This window comes from Phycicoccus sp. Root101, from assembly GCF_001426245.1.
In the GTDB taxonomy this organism is placed as follows: domain Bacteria; phylum Actinomycetota; class Actinomycetes; order Actinomycetales; family Dermatophilaceae; genus Pedococcus.
In genome coordinates, this window is sequence record NZ_LMCM01000010.1 from 172,473 (window position 1) to 195,067 (window position 22,595).

22 protein-coding genes and 1 tRNA gene are annotated in these 22,595 nt (G+C 71.2%); 15 read left to right on the forward strand and 8 right to left on the reverse strand.

Features of this window, described 5'->3' with window-relative positions; translation table 11 throughout:
* The first annotated feature begins 137 nt into the window (after positions 1-137).
* Entirely contained in the window at positions 138-968 is an 831-nt protein-coding gene (locus tag ASC58_RS17720; RefSeq protein ID WP_056915880.1) for an NAD(P)-dependent oxidoreductase, read from the forward strand.
* An 82-nt stretch (positions 969-1,050) separates the two neighbouring features.
* Here the strand turns inward: ASC58_RS17720 and ASC58_RS17725 are convergent, their stop codons facing one another.
* Positions 1,051-2,688, reverse strand: a complete 1,638-nt coding sequence (locus ASC58_RS17725) for an ABC-F family ATP-binding cassette domain-containing protein (RefSeq protein ID WP_056920224.1) — start codon at positions 2,686-2,688, stop codon at positions 1,051-1,053.
* 103 nt (positions 2,689-2,791) lie between these two features.
* Here ASC58_RS17725 and ASC58_RS17730 point away from each other — a divergent pair, with 103 nt between their 5' ends.
* Complete coding sequence (locus ASC58_RS17730; RefSeq protein ID WP_056920225.1) at positions 2,792-4,420, forward strand: AMP-binding protein; 1,629 nt, start codon at positions 2,792-2,794, stop codon at positions 4,418-4,420.
* Positions 4,421-4,521: 101 nt separating this feature from the next.
* Here ASC58_RS17730 and ASC58_RS17735 read toward each other — a convergent pair whose 3' ends face one another.
* Positions 4,522-6,627 carry an MMPL family transporter gene (locus ASC58_RS17735; protein WP_200947866.1) on the reverse strand — a complete coding sequence of 702 codons (2,106 nt, stop codon included), beginning with the start codon at positions 6,625-6,627 and terminating at the stop codon, positions 4,522-4,524.
* A gap of 140 nt (positions 6,628-6,767) precedes the next feature.
* On the opposite strand from ASC58_RS17735, the gene ASC58_RS17740 reads away from it, so the two are divergent.
* From ASC58_RS17740 to pntB, 5 genes are all read left to right on the forward strand, one after another.
* The gene (locus ASC58_RS17740) at positions 6,768-7,340 is read left to right on the forward strand and encodes a MarR family winged helix-turn-helix transcriptional regulator (RefSeq protein WP_056920226.1); all 573 of its coding nucleotides are present in this window, start codon (positions 6,768-6,770) and stop codon (positions 7,338-7,340) included.
* 55 nt (positions 7,341-7,395) lie between these two features.
* Positions 7,396-8,370, forward strand: coding sequence for a pirin family protein (locus tag ASC58_RS17745; RefSeq protein ID WP_056920227.1), 975 nt, complete (start codon positions 7,396-7,398; stop codon positions 8,368-8,370).
* Between the two features lie 149 nt (positions 8,371-8,519).
* Positions 8,520-8,747, forward strand: a complete 228-nt coding sequence (locus tag ASC58_RS17750) for a hypothetical protein (protein ID WP_056915875.1) — start codon at positions 8,520-8,522, stop codon at positions 8,745-8,747.
* A gap of 122 nt (positions 8,748-8,869) precedes the next feature.
* Positions 8,870-10,417, forward strand: a complete 1,548-nt coding sequence (locus tag ASC58_RS17755) for a Re/Si-specific NAD(P)(+) transhydrogenase subunit alpha (protein ID WP_235529306.1) — start codon at positions 8,870-8,872, stop codon at positions 10,415-10,417.
* Positions 10,418-10,424: 7 nt separating this feature from the next.
* Positions 10,425-11,804, forward strand: a complete 1,380-nt coding sequence (pntB, locus tag ASC58_RS17760; protein WP_056920229.1) for a Re/Si-specific NAD(P)(+) transhydrogenase subunit beta — start codon at positions 10,425-10,427, stop codon at positions 11,802-11,804.
* Here the strand turns inward: pntB and ASC58_RS17765 are convergent.
* From ASC58_RS17765 to upp, 5 genes are all read right to left on the reverse strand, one after another.
* Complete coding sequence (locus ASC58_RS17765) at positions 11,801-12,193, reverse strand: VOC family protein (RefSeq protein ID WP_056920230.1); 393 nt, start codon at positions 12,191-12,193, stop codon at positions 11,801-11,803. The two genes, pntB and ASC58_RS17765, sit on opposite strands and share 4 nt — an antisense overlap.
* Before the next feature lie 108 nt (positions 12,194-12,301).
* Positions 12,302-13,783 (reverse strand): amino acid permease, encoded by a 1,482-nt coding sequence (locus ASC58_RS17770; protein ID WP_056920231.1) that lies wholly within the window; start codon positions 13,781-13,783, stop codon positions 12,302-12,304.
* Positions 13,784-13,909: 126 nt separating this feature from the next.
* Positions 13,910-14,641, reverse strand: coding sequence for a PH domain-containing protein (locus ASC58_RS17775; RefSeq protein WP_056920232.1), 732 nt, complete (start codon positions 14,639-14,641; stop codon positions 13,910-13,912).
* Between the two features lie 8 nt (positions 14,642-14,649).
* Positions 14,650-14,880: a hypothetical protein gene (locus ASC58_RS17780; protein WP_056920233.1), complete on the reverse strand. Its 231-nt coding sequence runs from the start codon at positions 14,878-14,880 to the stop codon at positions 14,650-14,652.
* A 70-nt stretch (positions 14,881-14,950) separates the two neighbouring features.
* Complete coding sequence (upp, locus tag ASC58_RS17785) at positions 14,951-15,589, reverse strand: uracil phosphoribosyltransferase (RefSeq protein ID WP_056915869.1); 639 nt, start codon at positions 15,587-15,589, stop codon at positions 14,951-14,953.
* A gap of 64 nt (positions 15,590-15,653) precedes the next feature.
* Here upp and ASC58_RS17790 point away from each other — a divergent pair, with 64 nt between their 5' ends.
* From ASC58_RS17790 to ASC58_RS17825, 8 genes are all read left to right on the forward strand, one after another.
* On the forward strand, positions 15,654-16,145 hold the full coding sequence (locus ASC58_RS17790) for a nucleoside deaminase (RefSeq protein ID WP_056920435.1): 492 nt from the start codon (positions 15,654-15,656) through the stop codon (positions 16,143-16,145).
* On the forward strand, positions 16,142-16,774 hold the full coding sequence (locus ASC58_RS17795; protein ID WP_056915868.1) for a DedA family protein: 633 nt from the start codon (positions 16,142-16,144) through the stop codon (positions 16,772-16,774). Before ASC58_RS17790 ends, ASC58_RS17795 begins: the two co-directional genes overlap by 4 nt.
* An 88-nt stretch (positions 16,775-16,862) precedes the next feature.
* Positions 16,863-17,921 (forward strand): metallophosphoesterase, encoded by a 1,059-nt coding sequence (locus ASC58_RS17800; RefSeq protein ID WP_056920234.1) that lies wholly within the window; start codon positions 16,863-16,865, stop codon positions 17,919-17,921.
* Between the two features lie 77 nt (positions 17,922-17,998).
* A tRNA-Ser gene (locus ASC58_RS17805) sits at positions 17,999-18,088 on the forward strand.
* Positions 18,089-18,505: 417 nt separating this feature from the next.
* The gene (locus ASC58_RS17810; RefSeq protein ID WP_157598565.1) at positions 18,506-19,594 is read left to right on the forward strand and encodes a sensor histidine kinase; all 1,089 of its coding nucleotides are present in this window, start codon (positions 18,506-18,508) and stop codon (positions 19,592-19,594) included.
* Positions 19,591-20,265, forward strand: coding sequence for a response regulator transcription factor (locus ASC58_RS17815; protein WP_056915865.1), 675 nt, complete (start codon positions 19,591-19,593; stop codon positions 20,263-20,265). Before ASC58_RS17810 ends, ASC58_RS17815 begins: the two co-directional genes overlap by 4 nt.
* A gap of 52 nt (positions 20,266-20,317) precedes the next feature.
* On the forward strand, positions 20,318-21,754 hold the full coding sequence (rox, locus tag ASC58_RS17820) for a rifampin monooxygenase (RefSeq protein ID WP_056920236.1): 1,437 nt from the start codon (positions 20,318-20,320) through the stop codon (positions 21,752-21,754).
* Between the two features lie 173 nt (positions 21,755-21,927).
* Entirely contained in the window at positions 21,928-22,212 is a 285-nt protein-coding gene (locus tag ASC58_RS17825; RefSeq protein ID WP_056915863.1) for an SHOCT domain-containing protein, read from the forward strand.
* 21 nt (positions 22,213-22,233) lie between these two features.
* Here ASC58_RS17825 and ASC58_RS21175 read toward each other — a convergent pair whose 3' ends face one another.
* A complete protein-coding gene (locus ASC58_RS21175) occupies positions 22,234-22,482 on the reverse strand; it encodes a hypothetical protein (protein WP_369796262.1) in 249 nt (82 codons plus the stop codon).
* Positions 22,483-22,595: the final 113 nt, after the last annotated feature.

Here is a 22,595-nt window from a genome sequence, read left to right on the forward strand (position 1 = left end):
GGCGGCTCGGTGAGCACGAACTGTCGGTATCCCGCCCGGATGCCGACAGTTCGCGCTCACTCAGGTGGTCCCCGCGTGACGAGACCCACTCGTCCCGCGGGTTCCTTCGCTACCAGCGGGTAACTAGTGTTCGGGCCATGACGAAGGTGTTGAGCGGGACCACGATCATCATGTCCGGCGGCAGTCGGGGCATCGGCCTCGCGATCGCGATCCGGGCCGCCCAGGCGGGCGCCAACATCGCCATCATCGCCAAGACCGACCAGCCCGACCCGCGCCTCGCGGGCACGATCCACACCGCCGCCGCCGCGATCGAGAAGGCGGGTGGGCAGGCGCTGCCGATCGTGGGCGACATCCGCGACGACGAGACCATCGCTGCCGCGGTCGAGAAGACCGCGGCACAGTTCGGCGGGATCGACGTGGTCGTCAACAACGCCAGCGTCCTCAACCTCAGCCCGACCGCCGACCTCGACCCCAAGCGGTACGACCTCATGCAGGACGTCAACGTGCGCGGGACGTTCATGCTGACCAAGGCGGCGATCCCGCACCTGCTCGCCTCGCCCGACCCCAAGGTGCTGACCCTCAGCCCGCCCATCAACCTCGAGCCGCGCTGGCTCGCCGGTCACCCCGGGTACACGATGGCGAAGTACGGGATGACGCTGGCAGCACTGGGGTTCGCCCACGAGCTCGGCCGCAAGGGTGTCTCGTCGACCTGCCTGTGGCCGGCGACCCTGGTCGCCACCGACGCGATCGGCAACCTGCCCGGCGGGGACCAGATGGTCAAGATGGCCCGCCGTCCCGAGATCGTGGCCGACGCGGCCTACGAGATCCTGCGCACCCCCGGCCAGGGACTGAACGGGCAGACGATCATCGACGAGGACCTGTTGCGCTCGCGCGGCGTGGCCGACTTCGCGCCCTACTCGATGACGGGCAAGGACGAGGGGCTCGCGCCCGACCTCTTCATCGGCTAGGTCGCCCCGGGTCCGTCGGCAGCCGGTCCGTCGGTCCGTCGGTCCGTCGGTCCGGTCTCGCCCACTCCCTCTGCTCGGCGTCTCAGATCTCGGTGAGGCGGCCGTCCTCGACGTGCCAGCGGCGGGTGGCGTTCACGTCGGCGAGCATCCGCCGGTCGTGGGTCACGAGCAGCACGGTGCCGCCGAAGGAGTCCAGGGCCTGCTCGAGCTGCTCGATCGCGGGCAGGTCGAGGTGGTTGGTCGGCTCGTCGAGGACGAGCAGGTTGACCTCGCGTGCCTGGAGCAGGGCGAGAGCCGCGCGGGTGCGTTCGCCCGGTGACAACGACTCCGCCGCGCGGTGCACGTGCTCCGCGCCGAGGCCGAACTTCGCGAGGAGCGTGCGGACCTCTGCATCCGGCCAGTCCGCCCGCGCCTCGCCGAAGGCACGGGCCAGGGTCTGCGGTCCGTGGAAGAGCGCCCGCGCCTGGTCCACCTCGCCGAGCCGCACCGAGGAACCGAGCCCGGCCGAGCCCTCGTCGACGGCGATGGTGCCGAGCAGCACGCCGAGGAGGGTGGTCTTGCCCGAACCGTTGGCGCCCGTGATGACGACCCGGTCGGCCCAGTCGACCTGGACGTCGACCGGCCCGAGGGTGAAGGCGCCGCGGCGCACCACGGCCCGCGAGGCGCTGGCGACGACCGACCCCGACCGCGGAGCGGCGGCGATGGTCATCCGCAGCTCCCACTCCTTGCGGGGCTCCTCGACGACCTCGAGCCGCTCGAGCATCCGGTCGGTCTGCTTCGCCTTGGCCGCCTGCTTCTCGGCGGAGTCCACCTTGAACGCCGTGACGAACTTGTCGTTGTCCGCCTTCTTGCGCCGGGCGTTCTTGACGCCGACGGTGGCCCAGTCGCGCTGCATCCGAGCCCGCTGCTCCAGCCCGCTCCGGGTGTCGGCGTACTCCTCGTAGGCCTCGCGCGCGTGCCGCCGGGCCACCTCGCGCTCGGCGAGGTAGCTGTCGTACCCGCCCTCGTACACCGCGACCTGCTGCTGGGCCAGGTCCAGCTCGACGACCCGGGTCACGGTGCGGGCGAGGAACTCCCGGTCGTGGCTGATGATGACGGCGGGGCTGCGCAGGCCGCTGACGAACTGTTCGAGCCGCTCCAGCCCGTCGAGGTCGAGGTCGTTCGTGGGTTCGTCGAGCAGCAGCACGTCGTAGCGCGACAGCAGCAGGGCGGCGAGGCCCGCGCGGGCCGCCTGGCCGCCGGAGAGCGCGGTCATCGCAGTGGTGAGGTCGACGCCCAGCCCGAGAGAGGCAGCGGTGACGGCACTGCGTTCGTCCAGGTCGGCGCCGCCGAGGGCGAGCCACGACTCGAGCGCGGCGGAGTAGCGGTCGTCGGCGCCCGGCGCCGCATCGGCGAGGGCCTCGGCCGCGGCGTTCATCGCGGCCTCGGCGGCTGCCACCCCGGTGCGGCGTCCGATGAACCCCGCGACGGTCTCCCCGTCCCGCCGCTCGGGCTCCTGGGGCAGGTGGCCGACGCTGGCGCCCGCAGGCGTCAGGGTGACCGTGCCGTCCTCGGGTTCGGCCTCGCCCGCGAGCAGGCGCAGGAGGGTCGACTTGCCGGCCCCGTTCGCACCGACGAGCCCGACGACGTCGCCGGGGCCGATGACGAGGTCGAGGTCGGAGAAGAGGGCGCGGGCGCCGTGTCCGGCGGCGAGGCCGGAGGCCTTGAGAGTGGTGCTCATGTCGCCCGCGACGCTACCCGCTCGTGACCGCTCGTCGACACCGGGTTTCCGCCGGACGACAGACCGTCCCTCGGGCTTGTGATCGGGACCGGGAGGGGATGGGATGGCAACCATGACATCGCTGTCGCACGCCGTGGGAGAGACCGAACCGCCGCTCCTCGAGCAGACCATCCCCGACAACCTCGACGCGACCGTCGCGCGCTTCGGGGAGCGGGAGGCCCTCGTCGACGTGGCGCAGGGGATCCGGTGGACGTATGCCGAGTTCGGCGCCGCGGTGGAGCGCCTCGCCCGCGCGCTGCTGGCCGTCGGGGTCGCCAAGGGCGACCGGGTGGGGATCTGGGCGCCGAACTGTGCACAGTGGACGGTCGTGCAGTACGCCACCGCCAAGATCGGCTCGATCCTGGTCAACATCAACCCGAGCTACCGCACCCACGAGCTCGAGTTCGTCCTCAAGCAGGCCGGGATCTCCCACTTGTTCCTCGCGCAGTCGTTCAGGTCCAGCGACTACGTGGCGATGTTCGACGAGGTGCGCGACAGCTGCGCCGACGTGGTCGGGTCGTACGTCCTCGGGGGCGACAGCTGGGACGCCCTGCTGGCCCGTGCCGACGAGGTCACCGCCGAGGAGGTGGCCGAGGTCCAGTCGGGGCTCGACCGCCACGACCCGATCAACATCCAGTACACGTCGGGCACGACCGGGTTCCCCAAGGGGGCGACCCTGTCCCACCGCAACATCCTCAACAACGGCTACTTCGTCGGCGAGCTGTGCCGCTACACGGAGGCCGACCGTGTCTGCATCCCCGTGCCCTTCTACCACTGCTTCGGGATGGTGATGGGCAACCTCGCGTGCACCACGCACGGCGCCGCGATGGTCATCCCCGCACCGGGTTTCGACCCTGCCGCGACGCTGCGGGCGACGGCCGACGAGAAGTGCACCTCCCTGTACGGCGTGCCCACGATGTTCATCGCGGAGTGGTCGCTGCCCGACCTCGCGTCATACGACCTGTCCTCGGTGCGCACGGGGATCATGGCCGGATCTCCCTGTCCTGCAACGATGATGACCAAGCTCATTGAGTCGGGGATCACCGAGGTGACCATCGCCTACGGCATGACCGAGACGTCGCCGGTGTCGACGCAGAACCGCACCGACGACACCTTCGAGCAGAAGGTGGGCACCGTCGGCCGGGTCGGTCCGCACCTGGAGATCAAGGTCGTCGACCCGGTGACGGGGGAGACGCTGCCCCGTGGCGAGGCGGGCGAGTTCTGCACCAAGGGCTACTCGGTGATGCTCGGCTACTGGGAGCAGCAGGACAAGACCGACGAGGTGCTCGTCGACGGGTGGATGCACACCGGCGACATCGCGGTCATGGACGAGACCGGCTACGTCCAGATCACCGGGCGCATCAAGGACATGGTGATCCGCGGTGGCGAGAACATCTACCCGCGCGAGATCGAGGAGTTCCTCTACACGCACCCCGACATCCTCGACGCCCAGGTCATCGGGGTCCCGGACGAGAAGTACGGCGAGGAGCTCTGCGCCTGGATCCGGATGAAGGACGGGGCGACGCCGCTGGATGCCGCAGCGGTCCGGGAGTTCTCGACCGGCAAGCTCGCGCACTACAAGATCCCGCGCTACGTCACCGTCGTCGACGAGTTCCCGATGACCGTGACGGGGAAGGTGCGCAAGGTCGAGATGCGCGAGAAGTCCGTGGCCGACCTCGGCCTCGGCACCTGACGCCCTTCACCCACGCCACTGCCCCCACCTCTGCGCCGGTTCGAGGTGCACGCGCCGGGGATCCCGGGGCGTGCACCTCGACTCGTATGGAGCGGGGTGGGTCAGCGGTCAGCGGGGTGGCTGGGCCACCAGAACCGCTCGCCCAGCAGGCTGACCACGGCCGGCACGAGGACCGACCGCACGAGCAGCGTGTCGAGCAGCACGCCGAACCCGACGATGACGCCGATCTGGGCCAGCTGCACCAGGGGCAGGACCCCGAGGACGGCGAACACCGCCGCCAGCAGGATGCCCGCGCTGGTGATGACGCCGCCGGTGACGGCGAGGGCACTGACGATCGCCTCGCGGGCGTGCGCGCCCCCGGCAGCCTCCTCCCGGGCCCGGGTGGTGAGGAAGATGTTGTAGTCGACGCCGAGGGCCACGAGGAACAGGAACGCGAGCAGCGGCGTGCTGACGTCCAACGGCGGGTAGTCCAGCAGGTGCTGGAACGCGAACCAGCTCGCCCCCATGCTCGCGACGTAGGTGGCGACGACGGTGGTGACCAGGACGACGGCGGCCACGACCGAGCGCAGCAGGAGCAGCAGCACCAGCACGACGATCCCGAGGATCAGGGGGAAGAGCACCAGGCGGTCGCGTTCGGTCGTCGTGCGGGCGTCGAGGGCCTCGGCGTCCGAACCGCCGACGAGGGCGTTCGCGCCCGGGACGTCGTGCACGGCGGTACGCAGGGCCCGCACCTGGTCGAAGGCCTGGGTGGTGCCCGGCGCCGCCGCGAGGACGGCACTGAGCTCGACGAGGTCACCTCCGCCTCCGCCCCCGGCCTTGCGGACCTCCTGGACGCCCTCGACGCCCTGGGCGGCGGTGGTGACGGCCTCGGCGGCCGAGGCCTTGGCGATGATGGTCGCCGGCTCGCTCGTCCCGGCCGGGAACGCTGCCGCGAGCTGCTCCTGCCCGACGACCGCCTCGGGCTTCTCGAGGAACTGCTCGTTGGGGGACTGGCCGACCGACAGGCCGAGCCCGCCGAGCGCCAGAGTCACCAGCACCGCGACGGCGGCGAGGCCGACCACCACGGGCCGCCCGGTGACCACGTCGCCGACCCGGCGCCACACCCCGGCGTGACTGGGGTCGGACGTGCCCACGCGCGGGACGAACGGCCAGAACAGGCGCCGACCGAACAGCACCATGGCGGCGGGGAGGACGAGCAGGGCGTAGGCGAGGGCGATCGCGATGCCCATCGCGCCGGCATACCCGAGGGACTGGGCGAACGGGTCGTCGGCGAAGCCGAGGCTGAGCAGGGCGAGGACCACCGTGCCGCCGCTGGCGAGGATCGCGGGAGCAGCGGACCCGAGGGCGGCGCGCATCGCCTCGTGCCGGTCCTCGGTGCGACGCAGCTCCTCCCGGTAGCGGGCGATGATGAGCAGGGCGTAGTTGGTGCCGGCGCCGAAGACGAGCACCGAGGTGATGCCGGTGACGGCTCCGTCGGCGCTGACCTCGGTGAACCGGGACAGCGCGGCCAGGGCCTTGCTGGCGACCTGGTCGCCGGTGCCGACGACGCTCAGCGGGACGAGCCACAGCCACGGGCTGCGGTAGGTGATGAGCAGCAGGATCGCCACGACCCCGGCGGTGGCTCCGAGCAGCTTGATGTCGGCACCGTCGAAGACCGCGCCGATGTCCGCCCCGAACGCGGGTCCTCCCGTGACGGTCGCGGTCAGCCCCTGCGGCAGGCCGTCGCGGACGGCAGCCCGCAGGGCGGTGACCGCCTCGGAGTTCGCCCCGTCGGGCAGGTCGGCCTTGAGGGGGACGATGACCAGCGCGGTGCTCTTGTCCTGCGAGACCTGGGGTGGGATCGCCGTGGTCGGGGCCCCGCCCGCGGCGGCGGCACTGGGGGCCCACTGCTTCACGGCGGCGATGCCCCGGTCACCGGAGGCCTCGACCGCCTGGGTGTCGACCGCGCCCGAGGCGGCCCGGTAGACGACGATGGCGGGAGTCACCCCGCTCGAGGGGAGCTTCTCGCGCAGGGCGGTGACCTGCGCGGCCTCGGCGCTGGCGGGCAGCGAGGCCGCGGTGGTCGAGACCGCCTTCGGCTCGCCGGCGAACGCGAACGCCGCGGCCGACACCAGCACGGCCACCACGACGACGAGCCACTTGACCCGTGGCCCGACCAACCTGCCGAGGGCGCGACCCGCCCCCGAGAACCCATGTCCGCCGGCCACGTCATTCCTCCATCACGTTCAGTGCGCTTCTACCAAGAAATAGTTCTACGATGGAAACAGTAGCGTGCGGCAGAATGACGCGCTAACCGAGGACGGCACGCCCTGCCGATCCCGTGCCGATCAACCTGAGAGGAGGGCCGATGACGCACCCCACCCCCGAGGGCGCGCCCGCGACCGCCGGCCCGTCCTCCGCCCGGATCGGCGCCCCGGGGCGACCCGTCGCGCCGCGTCCCGCCGGACCCGCCCTCGCGCTGGAGATCATCGATGCCCTGCGTGCGTTCTCGACCGAGATGGACCGCTACATCGACACCCGGGGCGGAGCGGTGGGCCTGCACCGCACCGACCTCAACGCGCTGGCCCACGTGCTCGATGCGCGCCGCACGGGCGGCGACCTCTCGCCCGGTGAGCTCGCTCACCGGCTGTCGCTCAGCCCGCCCGCGACCTCCGCGCTCCTGCGCCGCCTCGAGTCGGTCGGCCACGTGCGTCGGACCCACAGTGAGGTCGACCGGCGGCGGGTGGCGGTGGAGATGACCGACGAGGCGATGGGCGTCGCGGCGGGCATCTTCGCCCCGATCGCCACGACCATGCGCGAGACGATCGCCTCCTACTCCCTGGCCGAGCGGGAGACGGTGCTGCGGTTCCTCACGGATGCCGTCGACGCCGCCGAGCGAGCCACGAACGCCGGGGACGACGAGAGTCCGGGAATGGCTTGACGACGCCGGTCGTTGACCGTAATAGTTGAATATTGAACGATCCGAGGAGAGTCCCATGCCAGCTGTCACGGTCGCCGACCTGACCGTCCTGCCCCGCGTCCCCGCGGTGGCGCCGGCTGCCGTCCAGCGCCCGGTCCGCGCCATCTCCGACGCCCCCTCCGGCACGGAGGGCGAGGGCTTCCCGGTGAAGCGCGCCTTCGCGGGCGTCGACCTGCGTGACCTCGACCCGTTCATCCACATGGACGAGATGGGCGCCGTCGAGTACGCCCCCGGTGAGCCCAAGGGCACGTCGTGGCACCCCCACCGCGGCTTCGAGACCGTCACCTACATCATGGACGGGATCTTCGACCACCAGGACTCGTTCGGTGGCGGCGGGACGATCACCAACGGTGACACCCAGTGGATGACCGCGGGCTCGGGCATCCTGCACATCGAGGCGCCCCCGGAGCAGCTCGTCGTCAGTGGCGGCCTGTTCCACGGCTTCCAGCTCTGGGTCAACCTCCCCAAGGTCGACAAGCTCAAGGCCCCGCACTACCAGGACCTGCGCTCCTCCGAGGTCGGTCTGCTCACCTCCGCCGACGGCGGCAGCCTGCTGCGCGTCATCGCCGGTGAGGTCGGCGGCGTCACCGGACCGGGCTCGACGCACACCCCGATGGCGATGGTCCACGCGACGGTGGCCCCGGGTGGGGAGCTCGTCCTGCCGTGGCCCAAGGACTTCAACGCCCTCGTCTACGTCATGAGCGGCGACGGGTTCGTCGGCCCGGACCAGACGCCGATCGGCCCCGGCCAGCTGGCGGTGCTCGGCAAGGGCGACGCGCTGCGCGTCTCCTCGGCCCGCACCCAGCAGGAGCGGTATGCCGCGGGCCTGGACCTGCTCGTCCTCGGCGGCCGGCCGATCCGTGAGCCCGTCGCCTGGGCCGGACCGTTCGTCATGAACAACCGCGCCGAGCTCGTCCAGGCGTTCGAGGACTACCAGGCCGGCCGCCTCGGCCAGCCGGTCCCGCACGGCGACGTGTCGGGCACCGCCTGACGCACGCGCCATACCCGTCCCGCCCCGAGGTCCTCGAGGGATCCGTCGCGCTCCGGTGCGTCGGGTCCTTCGAGGCCCTGGGGCCGACTGGCGAGAGCACGCAGAGTTACGATACGATACGTAGCGTAACCACGAAGGAGGTGAGTCCCTTGACCACCAACACCACCCGCGTCCACGGCGCCCACCGCGCCGAGCGCAGCCCGCGTGAGCGTGTCTCCCACGACCGCCGCCGGCACCCCAGCACCTACCCGAACGACTACCTGCACAGCGACCGCCCCTACGAGGAGTCGCAGCGCGACATCGGTGGCGGCCTGTTCCTCGGCGCCATCACCCTCATCGCCCTGATGGCCCTCATCGTGACCGGCCTGCTCTTCTGAGCCGGTCGGTCCCCGGCTCCTGCGCGCCCGTCGTCCACGCTGTGGACGGCGGGCGCGACCGTGCTCACAGCTTCACCCCACGGCTGCGGGTTTCCCTCTAGGTTGGCGACCACGCGAGCCCAATGACGGGAGCAGCAGTGCTGATCGGTGTGCCAGCAGAGTCCAAGCCGGGGGAGACCCGGGTCGCCGCGACGCCCAAGACCGTGGGGCAGCTCCTCGGCCTCGGTTACGACGTCGTCATCGAGCGCGGCGCGGGGTCCCTCGCGTCCTTCTCCGACGAGGCGTATGCCGCGGCCGGCGCCACCGTCGTGGACGGCGCGCAGGCCTGGGCGAGCGACCTCGTCCTCAAGGTGAACGCCCCGGACGACGCCGAGATCGCGCTCCTTCGCCCGGGCTCGCTCCTCGCCTCGCTCGTCTCGCCGGCGCTCAACCCCTCGCTCGTCTCCAGCCTCACGGCGGCCGGGGTGACCGCGCTCGCCATGGACGCCGTGCCCCGCATCTCCCGCGCCCAGTCCCTCGACGTGCTCTCCTCGATGGCGAACATCGGCGGCTACCGCGCGGTGATCGAGGCGGCGCACGAGTTCGGCAGCCTGTTCACCGGCCAGGTCACCGCGGCAGGCAAGGTCCCGCCCGCCAAGGTCCTGGTCGTCGGTGCCGGCGTCGCCGGGCTCGCCGCGATCGGCACGGCCAGCAGCCTCGGCGCGATCGTCCGCGCGTTCGACGCCCGGGCCGAGGTGGGGGAGCAGGTCGAGTCGATGGGCGCGCAGTTCCTGCGCATCGACGTCGAGGACGAGGGGCCGTCGGCCACCGGGTACGCCAAGGAGATGGGCGAGGACTTCAACGCCAAGGCCGCCGCGCTGTACGCCGAGCAGGCCAAGGACGTCGACATCGTCATCACCACCGCCCTGATCCCCGGCCGCCCCGCTCCGCGGCTGCTCACCGAGGAGATGGTCGCCTCGATGAAGCCCGGCTCGGTCGTGGTCGACATGGCAGCGGCCAGTGGTGGCAACGTCGCCGGCTCGGTCGCCGACCAGCTCGTCACCACGGCCAACGGTGTGCGCATCATCGGCTACACCGACCTGCCCGGTCGGTTGCCGACGCAGGCCAGCCAGCTCTTCGGCACCAACCTCGTCAACCTGCTCAAGCTGCTCACCCCGGGCAAGGACGGCCGGGTCGTCCTCGACCTCGAGGACGTCGTGCAGCGGGGGATGACGGTCTGCCGCGACGGCCAGACCCTGTGGCCCCCACCGCCGGTCCAGGTGAGTGCGGCGCCGCCCGCGGCCGCTGCCGCCCCGGTGGCGCCCAAGCCAGAGCCGAAGCCGCGTGACCCCCGCCGCAAGTACGTGCTCATGGCCCTGGCCGCTGTGCTGTTCGCTCTCGTCGCAGGTGGCTCGCCGTCGGACTTCCTCGGCCACTTCACGGTCTTCGCGCTCGCGGTCATCGTCGGGTTCTACGTGATCTCCAACGTCGCGCACGCCCTGCACACCCCGCTCATGGCCGAGACCAACGCGATCAGCGGCATCATCCTCGTCGGCGGCCTGCTCCAGGTCGACAGCGACGACGCGGTCGTCAAGGTGCTGGCGCTGCTGGCCATCACGGTCGCCAGCATCAACATCTTCGGCGGGTTCGCGGTCACCGGTCGCATGCTCCAGATGTTCCGGAAGGACTGAGGCCACGATGACCCTCAACCTCGTCCAGGCGGCCTACATCGTCGCTGCGGTCCTGTTCGTCCTCTCCCTCGCGGGCCTGTCGAAGCACGAGTCCGCCAAGGAGGGCAACGCCTTCGGCGTGACCGGTATGGCGCTGGCCCTCGCCGCCACCGTGTGGGGGGTGCTCGACCGCTCGGCGCACCCGCTGACGACCTTCCTGCTCATCGCCGTCGCGATGGCGGTCGGTGGAGCCATCGGCCTGTGGCGGGCCCGGGTCGTCGAGATGACTCAGATGCCCGAGCTCGTGGCGATGCTGCACTCGTTCGTCGGCCTGGCGGCGGTGCTCGTCGGCATCAACTCGTTCCTCACCGAGGGCGACGGCGCCGACGCGGTGCACAGCGTCGAGGTGTTCCTCGGGGTGTTCATCGGCGCCGTGACGTTCACGGGGTCCATCGTCGCGTTCCTCAAGCTCAGCGCGCGGATCAAGTCCTCGCCGCTGATGCTGCCCGCCCGCCACTGGCTCAACCTCGCCGCGCTGGTCGTCTCCGCCGGCCTGCTGGTGTGGTTCGTGCAGTCGCACTCGATCATCCCGCTGCTGGTCATGACCGTCATCGCGCTGGCGTTCGGCTGGCACCTCGTGGCATCGATCGGTGGCGGCGACATGCCGGTCGTCGTCTCGATGCTCAACAGCTACTCGGGCTGGGCAGCCGCGGCCGCCGGGTTCATGCTCGGCAACGACCTGCTCATCGTCACCGGCGCGCTCGTCGGCTCCTCCGGCGCGATCCTGTCCTACATCATGTGCACGGCCATGAACCGCTCGTTCTTCTCGGTCATCGCCGGTGGCTTCGGCCAGGAGGTGTCGGTCGGCGACGACAAGGACTACGGCGAGCACCGCGAGACCATCGCGGCGGATGTCGCCGAGCTGCTGCGTGACGCCTCGACCGTCGTCATCACCCCGGGCTACGGCATGGCGGTCGCCCAGGCGCAGTACCCCGTCGCCGAGCTCACCTCGCAGCTGCGCAAGAAGGGCGTCAACGTCCGCTTCGGCATCCACCCGGTCGCCGGACGGCTGCCCGGGCACATGAACGTGCTGCTCGCCGAGGCGAAGGTCCCCTACGACATCGTCCTGGAGATGGACGAGATCAACGGCGACCTCTCCGACACCGACGTCGTGCTCGTCATCGGCGCCAACGACACCGTCAACCCGTCGGCCGCCGAGGACCCCGGCAGCCCCATCGCCGGGATGCCGGTCCTCGAGGTGTGGAAGGCGCGCAACGTCGTCGTGTTCAAGCGCTCCATGGCGACCGGCTACGCCGGAGTGCAGAACCCGTTGTTCTTCAAGGAGAACAGCCAGATGCTCTTCGGCGACGCCAAGGAACGCGTCGAGGACATCATCAAGGCCCTCTAGTACGCCCCCACTGGGGGGTGGCCCGGGTCGGCGACGACGTCGAGCTCGTTGCCCTCGGGGTCGGCCATCGTCTGCCACCAGATGCCGAGGTCCTCGAGGAGGCCGGTGACCGGCTCGCCCAGGCGCCGTCCGCCGAGCGCCTCGAGCCTGGCCACCAGGGCCGGGACGCCGAGATCCAGCGGCGGGTGCACGTCGAGGTGCATGCGGTTCTTGCCCACCCTGGGTTCGGCCACCTGCTGGAGCAGGAACGTCGGGGAGCCGGGCTCGTCACCGGCTGCCAGCACCTCGAACCCGGGCACCGAGGCGACGTGGGTGTAGCCGAGCGCAGCGGACCAGAACGGCACCAGCGCGGGTGCGTCCGCGCAGTCGAGCACGACGGCGAGCCTCATGTGGCGAGTATGACGTCGCGGGCCCACCCAGGGCACGTGGCGGGCACGCAGGAGGGGTGTGCCGCGTGGTGACCACACGGCACACCCCTTGTCCGGGTGCGGGCGACGCTAGGTGCGGGCCGGCTCCTCCTCCTGCGCGCCGCGGCGGGCGAGGCGGCTGTTGCGGATGCCGTAGGTGAAGTAGATGACGAACCCGATCGCCATCCAGATGAGGAACCTCAGCCACGTCTCCACCGACAGGTTGACCATGAGGTAGATGCTGATCAGGGCGGCCACCACCGGCAGCACCGGCGAGAACGGCACCGTGAACGCGCGCTTGAGGTCGGGGCGACGGTTGCGCAGGACCGGCACCGCGAGGGACACGAGGGCAAAGGCCGACAACGTGCCGATGTTGACCATCTCCTCGAGCTTGCCGATCGGTGTCAGCGAGGCGATCAGCGCGACGAGCGTGCCGATGATCAGGGTGAGCCGCACGGGCGTGCCGGTCCTGGGGTTGGTGCGGCCGAGCCCCTTCGGCAGCAGCCAGTCGCGGGACATCGCGAACGTGACGCGGGTGGCGCCGATGATCAGCGTCATGACCACGGTCATCAGGCCGGCGACGGCGCCGGCGGCGATCATCGTGGCGTAGCCGGGTTTTCCGACGGACTCGAAGGCCGAGGCCAGGGCGGCCTTCGGGTCGATCTTGTCGTACTTGACCATGCCGGTGATGACCAGCGTCGTGGCGACGTAGAGGATCGTGCAGATGACCAGCGAGGCGATGATGCCGATCGGCAGGTCGCGCTGCGGGTTCTTGGCCTCCTCGGCGGTGGTGGCGACGACGTCGAAGCCGATGTAGGCGAAGAACACGATCGAGGCACCCGAGACGATGCCGAGGATGCCGAACGTGGTCGGCTGCAGCCCGAACAGCACCTGGATCAGGGGAGCGGCCAGGCCTTCGGTGGCCTTGCCCGGTGTGGCCGGCGGGATGAACGGTGTGTAGTTCGACGTCTTGATGAACCCGATCCCGGCGACGATGACGAACAGCACGATGAACAGCTTCACGCCGACGAGCACGAGGTTGACGCGCAGCGACTCCTTGATGCCGATGGCGATCAGGGCGGTCAGCGCGACGATGAGCAGGAACGCCGGGAGGTCGAAGTGCGACCCCGGCGCCACCGATGCAGGGACGGTGAAGCCGATCTTCTCGAGGAAGAGCGTGGCGTACTGCGACCAGCCCTGGGCGACCACGCTGGCGCCGAGCATCAGCTCCAGCAGCAGGTCCCAGCCGATGATCCAGGCGACCAGCTCGCCGAGCGAGGCGTACGAGAACGTGTAGGCCGACCCCGACACGGGGACGGTCGAGGCGAACTCGGCGTAGCAGAGCGCGGCGAGGCCGCAGCAGATCGCGGCGAGCACGAACGACAGGGCGATGGACGGCCCGGCGTACTGCGCGGCGGCCCTGCCGGTGAGCGTGAAGATGCCGGCGCCGATGATGACGCCGATGCCGAAGACGGTGAGGTCGAGGGCGGTCAGCTTCGTCTTGAGCTGGAACTCGGGATCGTCTGTCTCCTTGATCGACTGCTCGATCGACTTGGTCCTCATCACGGACATGCGGGTCACCTTCCGGCCGACTGCACGGCCGCCGCAGCGGCCCGGACGACAGATCACGCTAGCGCTGGGTGCGCAATGACGCCCACCCGTGCCGAAACGGGTCAGTTCGGACAGGCCCCGCGCGGGTCAGTCGTCGTCGAGCCAGGGGTCGCGCCGCGGGGCCTTCGGCGGGTAGATAGGGATGGGCCCGGTGTCGGCGCTGCGGTCACGCTCACGCAGGTCCGGACTGCGGTACAGCGAGTCGGGGCGTCCTGTCCCGTGACTCGGATCGTCCCACCCCGCATAGGGATCCGGCACCGGAGCCGCCGGGGCCACGCCGTTCTCCCAGCGCATGTCGATGACCTGGCTGTCGTGGTCGGTGACGCCGAAGATCTCGGCGCAGATCGCCCGGTAGTGGTGGTCGGGCTGGGGCACCCAGTTGACCTCGCGCAGGGCCTGGTCCTGGCCGGCCGACTCCATGACGAAGCGGCCGTAGCCGAGGATGCGGCCGGGGATCGAGCGCTCGTACGACATGTCGGTGACCTTCGCGAGCGGCATCATCGAGACCTTGCGGGTGATGAACCCGTAGAACAGCAGCAGCCGCTTGTCCGTGGCCACGAACCAGTCGTGCCGCCACTCGGCGACGAGGTAGGCCATCCGCAGGACGAGGGCGAACCACACCCACCACAGGATCGTGCTGACGACCGCGATGGAGGGGTCGATCTTGATGTCGGCCCAGAGGGCCACCACGAGGCCGGCCGCAGCGCTGCCGACGGGTTCGGCCACCTTGCCCCAGTGCTGGTGGACCGCGGTGACGAGCCGCTCACCGTCCAGCAGGTACCGGTCGAGCTCGGCGTGGCGGCGCTCGCGGGCGGCCATGGGGCGGGCTACCGCCGACCGAGCAGGGCGTCGAAGAAGTTGCCGATGTTGCGGACGCCGTCAGCCAGGATCGACCACGAGGTCTTGACGATCTGCGCGGCCTGGTCCGGCGAGGTGATGATCGCGTAGATGGCAAACGCGACGAGGACCCACAACAGGATCTTCTTCACGCGGTTCATCGTCGTCTCCTTGAGCTGGGGGGTGGGGCGGGCCCGACCGGGGCACACCTCAGCGACCATCGTGTCCGATCACCCTGTCGGAGCGGAACAGGCGCGCCGGAGGCGACGGATCCGCCGGAGGCGCGGGGCGTCAGACGACGCCGTAGAGCCGGTCGCCCGCGTCGCCGAGCCCGGGGACGATGTACCCCTTGTCGTTGAGCCGCTCGTCGAGCGCGCCGGTGACGAGGTTGATCGGGATGTCGAGGTCGGCGAGGGCCTCCTCGACGGCCTTGATGCCTTCGGGGGCGGCGAGGAGCGTGACCGCCGTGATGTCGTCGGCGCCGCGGTCGGCGAGGTAGCGGATGGCGTCGGCCAGCGTGCCGCCGGTCGCCAGCATCGGGTCGACGACGTAGCACTGGCGTCCGCGAAGGTCGTCCGGGAGGCGGTTCGCGTAGGTGATCGCCTCGAGCGTCTCCTCGTTGCGCTGCATGCCCAGGAAGCCCACCTCCGCGCTCGGGAGGAGGCGGACCATCCCCTCGAGCATGCCCAGCCCGGCACGCAGGATCGGCACGATGAGGGGCTTGGGGTTGGACAGCTTGATGCCGGTCGTCGGTGCGACGGGCGTCTCGATGTCGAAGGGCTCCACGCGGACGTCGCGGGTCGCCTCGTAGGCCAGCAGCGTCACCAGCTCCTCGGTCAGCCGCCGGAACGTGGGGCTGTCCGTGCGCTTGTCGCGCAGGTAGGTCAGCTTGTGGGTGATGAGCGGGTGATCGGCAACGTGGACGCGCATAGGCGAAACTTAGCGCGTGACCTCCACCCGCGGACCAGCCGCCGACCCGGGGTATGCCGCATGGATGGACCGGGCGCTCGAGCTCGCCGCCGAGGCGGCGGGCGACGGGGACGTCCCCGTCGGAGCGGTGGTCGTCTCTGCGGACGGGGAGGTCGTCGGCGTCGGCCGGAACCTGCGCGAGGTCGAGCAGGACCCCACGGCCCACGCCGAGGTCGTCGCGCTGCGCGACGCCGCCCGACGACTCGGGTCCTGGCGCCTCGACGGCTGCACCCTCGTCGTCACCCTCGAGCCGTGCCCGATGTGTGCGGGAGCGCTCGTGCTGGCGCGGATCACGCGCCTGGTGCTGGGCGCCTGGGACCCCAAGCTCGGCGCAACGGGCTCGGTCTGGGACCTCGTCCGGGACCGACGTGCCACCCACCGCGTGGAGGTCGTCAGCGGGATCCGGGAATCAGAGTGCTCTCAGGTCCTGTTGGCATTCTTCGAGGGACACCGACGCCAACCGGCGCACGACCGCCACCTCGGCGGCGACCAACCAGTGCAGGGAGCAGGATCATGAGCGGGTTGGTCAACAGCTTGGTGAACACGGTGCTCGGAGCGCCGCCGTGGCTGGTCTACCTGCTCGTCGCCGTCGTGGTGTTCGCCGAGGACGCGCTCTTCGTCGGGTTCGTGCTCCCGGGCGAGACGCTGGCCATCATCGGAGGGGTCACGGCCAGCCTCGGCCACACCTCGTTGTGGGTGGTGTTGACGATCGTGGTCGTGGCCGCGATCGTCGGGGACTCCGTCGGGTACGAGATCGGCAAGCTGTTCGGGCCCAAGGTGATGGGGTCGAAGATCTTCGACCGCCGACGCGCCAAGCTCGAGAAGGCGCAGGAGTTCCTCCAGCGTCGGGGTGGCTCGGCCGTCTTCCTCGGTCGGTGGACGGCGTTCTTCCGGGCCGTCATGCCGGCGCTGGCCGGTCTCAGCGGCATGAAGTACCGCGTGTTCCTGCCGTGGAACGCCGTCGGCGGGATCGCCTGGGGCGCGACCGCGGTCACCGCGGGCTACCTCGCCGGCGAGTCGTACCACAAGGTGGAGGCCTGGCTGGGCAAGGGCGCTGCGATCATCGTGGGCGTGATCGTGCTCGTGGCGGTCGTCGTCTGGGCCGTTCGTCGGCACCGTTCCGAGGGCCGGCCCGAGGCTGCCTGATCGTTCACCCGCTGGCCACCCCAGCGGGGGGCCGGTGTTCACCCGGCTCGGCAAGAACTCTCCTGTCCCCTCTGACAGGAGCTCGTCCATGCCCTCGACCGCCCGCCGCCCCCTCCTCGGGGTCGCCGTCCTGACCCTCCTCGCCGCCGGCATCGCCGGTGCCGCACCCGCCCTCGCGCACGACGCTGGTCCCGGCGGCGGCGGCGGCCACGGCCGCGACAAGCCCGGCCACGAGACCTTTGCCGTCATCGGCGACGTGCCCTACGGCGCCGACCAGGTGGCCCGGTTCCCCGCGTGGATCGACCAGATCAACGCCGACCCGCAGGTCGGGCTCGTCTTCCACGTCGGCGACATCAAGAACGGGTCCACCCGGTGCGACGACGCCTACTACCGGATGATCCGCACCCAGTTCGACCGCTTCACCGACCCGCTGGTCTACACCCCGGGCGACAACGAGTGGACGGACTGCCACCGCGCCAACAACGGTGCCTACAACCCGCTCGAGCGGCTGGCCTTCGACCGGTCGGTCTTCTTCGACCGCCCCGGGACCACGCTGGGAGCCCCGGCGCGTGTCTCGGTGCCGAACGCGGCATACCCGGAGAACGTGCAGCTGCGCCGCGCCGGGGTCTCGTTCGCGACGCTCCACGTCGTGGGCAGCAACAACGACCTCCAGCCCTGGACCGGGATCGGCCAGACCGTGGCGACACCGGAGCAGGTGGCCGAGCAGGAAGCCCGCATGAAGGCGTCGATCGCGTCGCTGCGCCGGACCTTCGCCGACGCGTCGAAGCGGCACGACCGCGCGGTCATGGTCCTGCAGCAGGCCGACATGTTCGACCCGACGTACACGCCCACGCCCAGCGACATCTCGGCGTTCCGGCCGCTCGTCCAAGCACTCGCCGAGGAGACCAACCGGTTCCGCGGCGACGTCTACCTCGTCAACGGCGACTCCCACATCTACAACTCCGACCGCCCGCTCGCGCCGGGCTCGGTGTGGTTGGAGCGGTATGGCGTCGAACGCCCGGCCGCGGGGCTGGAGCGGATCACCGTCGACGGCTCGGACAACAACAAGGACTGGCTCAAGGTCACCGTCAACCGTCCCGGCGCCGCGCAGACCCTCAGCTGGACCCGCGTCCCCTACGCCGGCTGAGGCGTCCTCCGGTCGCTCGGACCCGTCGGTTCGGGGCGATTTCGCCGGGCGTCACCTGCTCTAGTAACCTGCTCCGCGGTGGCGTGTCCGAGCGGCCTAAGGAGCACGCCTCGAAAGCGTGTGTGGGTGAAAGCCCACCGTGGGTTCAAATCCCACCGCCACCGCCAGAAGACGAAGGACCCGACACGCTTTCCGTCGGGTCCTTCGTCTTGTGTTGGAGCTGCGGGATTTGGGAGGAGCGAGGCACGAGCGACGGCTCCCACCGCCACCGCCCCGCGACGAACAGCCCCGCCCGCCAGGAGCACCACCCCCGCCCGCCGCCTTCGTGGGGGTCATCGCCGGGACTACGTCACTGATCGCCGATCGTGATCAGTGACGTAGACGCCAGCGCACCCCCAGAGGTCCAGCCCCGCCGCACGCCGGCTGCTCCACCGGGCGTAGGACGTGCTGCTCCCGGTGCAGGACGCCACGAGCCGATCGGCGCTCCTACTGTGGGGTGCATGCACGAGCGTGAGGACCGGGCCGTTCGTCGGCCCGGTCCGTGGACGGGAGCTCCACCACGACCGCTGCGAATGCTGGGTCTGGTGCTCCTCGCGCTCGTCCAGGTCGGCGGCACGCTGGGTGCGGCCCACAACCAGCCGGCGCGGCGACCCGTCGACGCCCTCGCGGTGGGCCTGCTCGTGCTGGGTCCGGCCGCTGTGTGGTTCGGCCGCCGGGCGCCGCGACTGGTGTGCGCGGTGGTGGTGGCGACCACGGGGCTGTTCCTGTTGGCCGGCTACCCGTACGGACCCGTGTACGCGAGCCTCGCGCTCGCGCTGGTGTTCGCGGTCGCACGTGGGCACCGCGTGACGGCCTGGTCCGGAGCCGGGGCGCTGGTGCTGGCGGACGCCGTCGGCCGGATCCGGCTCGACCGCGACCACTGGTCGTGGGGGACGCAGCTCGGGGTCGTCGGCTGGGTCCTCGTCATCCTGGCGGTGGCCGAGGTGGTCCGGGTGCGGGCCGAACGGGCTGCCTCGTTCCGGGCCGCGGTGCAGGAGCGACGCCGGCGCCAGGCCGGCGAGGAACGACTGCGCATCGCCCAGGAGCTGCACGACGTCGTGGCCCACCACATGTCCCTCATCAACGTGCAGGCCAGTGTCGCGCTCCACCTCGCCGACCGCAGGCCCGAGAACGTCGAGCCGGCCCTGCGTGCCATCAAGGCCGCCAGCAAGGAGGCCCTGGCCGAGCTGCGGTCCCTCATCGACGTCCTCCGCGACGACGGCCCGGCGCCCCTGGCGCCGGCGCCCACGCTCGCGGCGCTCGACGACATCGTCGAACGCAGCGGTCACGCCGGCCTTGTCGTGTCGAAATCTGTTGAGGGACAGGCCCGTGCCCTGCCCGCTGCGGTGGAGCTGGCGGCATACCGCATCGTCCAGGAGGCGATCACGAACGTGGTCCGGCACGCCGGTGCACACCACGCCGCGGTGACCCTCGGCTACGGTGCCGAGGTGCTCACGGTCCGCATCGACGACGACGGTGACGGTGGTCGTCGCCACGCCGACCTCGTGCCGGGCAACGGCCTGCGGGGCATGCACGAACGGGCGGCCGCCCTCGACGGCACGTTCTCGGTGGCGGCGTCGCCGCTGGGCGGGCTGCGGCTCGAGGCCGGCCTCCCCGTCGGGGGTGGCGGGTGATCCGGGTGGTGCTGGCCGACGACCAGGCCCTGTTGCGCGCCGGCCTGCGGGCCCTGCTCGACGCCGAGGACGACCTCGAGGTCGTGGGCGAGGCCGCCGACGGCGCCGAGGCAGTCGCGCTGGTCCGGTCGACCGGCCCCGACGTCGTGCTCATGGACATCCGCATGCCCGGCACCGACGGCCTCGCGGCCACCAGGCAGATCGTCGACGACCCCACCCTGTCGGGCACCAGGGTCGTGATCCTCACGACGTTCGACCTCGACGAGTACGTCTTCGAAGCCGTGCGGATCGGTGCGAGCGGGTTCCTCGTCAAGGACACCGAGCCGGCCGAGCTCCTGCGCGGGGTGAGGGCCGTCGCGGCGGGCGACGCCCTCCTCAGCCCGGGAGTGACCCGACGGCTGATCGGCGAGTTCGCCACGCGCAGCCGGGGGACGGCCGCTCCCGCCGCCGACCGCCTGGCCGCCCTCACCGACCGCGAGCGTGAGGTGGTCGCCCTGGTCGGGGAAGGGCTGAGCAACGACGAGATCGCCACGCGGCTGTTCCTGAGCCCGGCGACCGCCAAGACCCACGTCAGTCGCGCCATGGTCAAGCTCCACGTCCGCGACCGCGCCCAGCTCGTGGTGCTTGCGTACGAGAGCGGCCTGGTCCGACCGGGTTGGTCGCAGGAGTGACGGTGGCGAAGGCCTTCCAGGGCAACAGTTCTCGTCGGGAGAGGGGTTTCGGGTGACTGACGTGATCATCTGTGGAGGCGGGCCGACCGGCATGGTGCTGGCGGCCGAGCTGCGGCTCCACGACGTCGACGTGGTGGTGCTGGAGAAGGAGGCGGAGCCCAGTCCCCTGGTCCGGTCCCTGGGGCTGCAGCCGCGCAGCATCGAGATCCTGGACCAGCGCGGCCTGCTCGACCGGTTCCTCGAGGTGGGGACGAAGTACCCCGAGGGAGCGCGGCGGTTCCCCGGGGCCGACACGCCATCGCCCGTTCCCCTCGACAGCGCCCACGCCTACGTCCTGGGCATCCCGCAGCCGGTGACCGACCGCCTCCTCGCCGAGCGGGCGGTCGAGCTCGGGGCCGACGTCCGCCGCGGCCACGAGGTGACGGGAGTCGAGCAGGACGAGGAAGGGGTGCGGGTCGAGCTCGCCGACGGTACCGGCCTCCGTTCGCGTTGGCTGGTCGGGTGCGACGGTGGGCGCAGCCTCGTGCGGAGGCTGCTCGGCATCGGGTTCCCCGGTGAGGCCGCGAGGACCGAGTGGCTCCTCGCCGAGCTGGAGGTGACGACACCGCCCGAGGAGCTGGCCGCGATCGTCGCCGAGGTCCGCCGGACCCATCGGGGGTTCGGGATCGGGCCGGCCGGTGGCGGCCTGTTCCGAGGCGTCGTCCCTGCCGCCACCGTGGCCGAGGACCGCACCACGCCGCCCACCCTGGCGGAGTTCCGGACGCAGCTGCTGGCCTACGCGGGCACCGACTTCGGGGTCCACTCGCCCCGGTGGATGTCCCGCTTCACGGACGCGACCCGCCTCGCCGACCGCTTCCGCTCGAGCCGGGTCCTGCTCGCCGGGGACGCCGCGCACGTCCACCCGCCACTGGGGGGACAGGGCCTCAACCTCGGGGTCCAGGACGCCTTCAACCTCGGCTGGAAGCTCGCTGCAGACGTGCGGGGCTGGGCGCCCCCGGGGCTGCTGGACACCTACGAGTCCGAGCGACGTCCGGCGGCCGCCGACGTCCTCACCACCACGCGCGCCCTGTCGGAGCTCATCTCGCCCGAACCCGGCCCGCAGGCGGTGCGCGCCCTGCTGAACCAGCTGATGGACTTCGAGGACGTGGGACGGTTCCTGCTCGAGAAGGTCTCGGGGACCGGCGTCAGGTACGACCTCGGCGACGGCCCCGACCTCGTCGGGAGGCGGCTGCGGGACGTCGCGCTCTCCGATGGCCGCCTCTACGCGCGGCTGCACCGGGGCAGGGGACTCCTGCTCGACCAGGAGGGACGGCTCGAGGCCGACGGGTGGGCCGACCGGGTCGACCACGTCGTCGACACCAGTGCCGAGCTGGACGTGCGCGGCGTGCTGCTGCGTCCCGACGGCCACGTCGCGTGGGTCGGCGACGACCAGCAGGAGCTGCACCGGCGACTGCGGGCCTGGTTCGGTCCTGCGACGCCGCCGGACTGACGCCCGGGGGACCGACGCCTGGGGGATTGACGCCCTGGGACCGACGCCCTGGGACTGGCGCCCACGGCATACCTCCCGGGGCGCAGCCGAGGTGTCGACCTCGGGAGGATTCGCGGGCCCGCCCACCGGCGAAGGATCGAGTCGTCAGCCCGACCCGACCCAAGGAGCACGTCATGCACTCCCTCCTCGCCCCAGCGACCACCGCGATCGCCGCTCACGACCACTGGAACGGCCCCGGTCCGTGGTGGCCGATCTTCCCGATCCTGTGGCTGCTGTTCGTCATCGCCGTCTTCACGACCTTCGGCTTCTTCGGCCGACGCAGGTTCGGCCGCATGCACGCCCTGGCCGGCCAGCGCGCAGGTGAGTCCCGGCTCGCCGAGCGCTACGCCGCCGGCGAGATCGACGAGCAGGAGTACGAGCGCCGGCTCGCCACCCTCAAGCGGCTCGGTGCCTCCTGACCGACCCCCGCGGGCGCCGTCTCAGGAAGCGGTGGTCTGGAGGTACTGCTCGACCTGCTCGGCCGACAGCACGTGCTGGATCACCATGGTGGCCGCGCCGATCACACCGGCGTGGTCACCGGTGTGGGCGGCCACGATCTGGAGGTTGCCGGTGGCCAGCGGCAACGAGCGGCCGTAGACCACCTCCCGGACCCCGGCGAGGAGGCTCTCGGCCGACTGGGCGAGGATCCCGCCGACGACGATGACCGACGGTTGAGCATGCTGACGCAGGTCGCCAGCACCTCACCGATCTCGCGTCCTGCCTGGCGGATCGCGGTAGCAGCGGCCATGTCGCCGCCCTTCACCAGGGCGATGAGGCCGCGGCTGTCCGTGGCCTCGATCCC

Bases quoted from the DNA above. Each gene is read 5' to 3' on its own strand.
- upp (WP_056915869.1), bottom strand. From the start codon at position 15,589: ATGCGCGTCCACGTTGCCGATCACCCGCTCATCACCCACAAGCTGACC.
- ASC58_RS17800 (WP_056920234.1), top strand. From the start codon at position 16,863: ATGCCCTCGACCGCCCGCCGCCCCCTCCTCGGGGTCGCCGTCCTGACC.
- pntB (WP_056920229.1), top strand. From the start codon at position 10,425: ATGACCCTCAACCTCGTCCAGGCGGCCTACATCGTCGCTGCGGTCCTG.
- ASC58_RS17730 (WP_056920225.1), top strand. From the start codon at position 2,792: ATGGCAACCATGACATCGCTGTCGCACGCCGTGGGAGAGACCGAACCG.
- ASC58_RS17755 (WP_235529306.1), top strand. From the start codon at position 8,870: ATGACGGGAGCAGCAGTGCTGATCGGTGTGCCAGCAGAGTCCAAGCCG.
- ASC58_RS17740 (WP_056920226.1), top strand. From the start codon at position 6,768: ATGACGCACCCCACCCCCGAGGGCGCGCCCGCGACCGCCGGCCCGTCC.
- ASC58_RS17765 (WP_056920230.1), bottom strand. From the start codon at position 12,193: ATGAGGCTCGCCGTCGTGCTCGACTGCGCGGACGCACCCGCGCTGGTG.
- ASC58_RS17795 (WP_056915868.1), top strand. From the start codon at position 16,142: ATGAGCGGGTTGGTCAACAGCTTGGTGAACACGGTGCTCGGAGCGCCG.
- ASC58_RS17825 (WP_056915863.1), top strand. From the start codon at position 21,928: ATGCACTCCCTCCTCGCCCCAGCGACCACCGCGATCGCCGCTCACGAC.
- ASC58_RS17725 (WP_056920224.1), bottom strand. From the start codon at position 2,688: ATGAGCACCACTCTCAAGGCCTCCGGCCTCGCCGCCGGACACGGCGCC.
- ASC58_RS17775 (WP_056920232.1), bottom strand. From the start codon at position 14,641: ATGGCCGCCCGCGAGCGCCGCCACGCCGAGCTCGACCGGTACCTGCTG.
- ASC58_RS17745 (WP_056920227.1), top strand. From the start codon at position 7,396: ATGCCAGCTGTCACGGTCGCCGACCTGACCGTCCTGCCCCGCGTCCCC.
- ASC58_RS17720 (WP_056915880.1), top strand. From the start codon at position 138: ATGACGAAGGTGTTGAGCGGGACCACGATCATCATGTCCGGCGGCAGT.
- ASC58_RS17770 (WP_056920231.1), bottom strand. From the start codon at position 13,783: ATGTCCGTGATGAGGACCAAGTCGATCGAGCAGTCGATCAAGGAGACA.
- ASC58_RS17790 (WP_056920435.1), top strand. From the start codon at position 15,654: ATGGACCGGGCGCTCGAGCTCGCCGCCGAGGCGGCGGGCGACGGGGAC.
- ASC58_RS17780 (WP_056920233.1), bottom strand. From the start codon at position 14,880: ATGGTCGCTGAGGTGTGCCCCGGTCGGGCCCGCCCCACCCCCCAGCTC.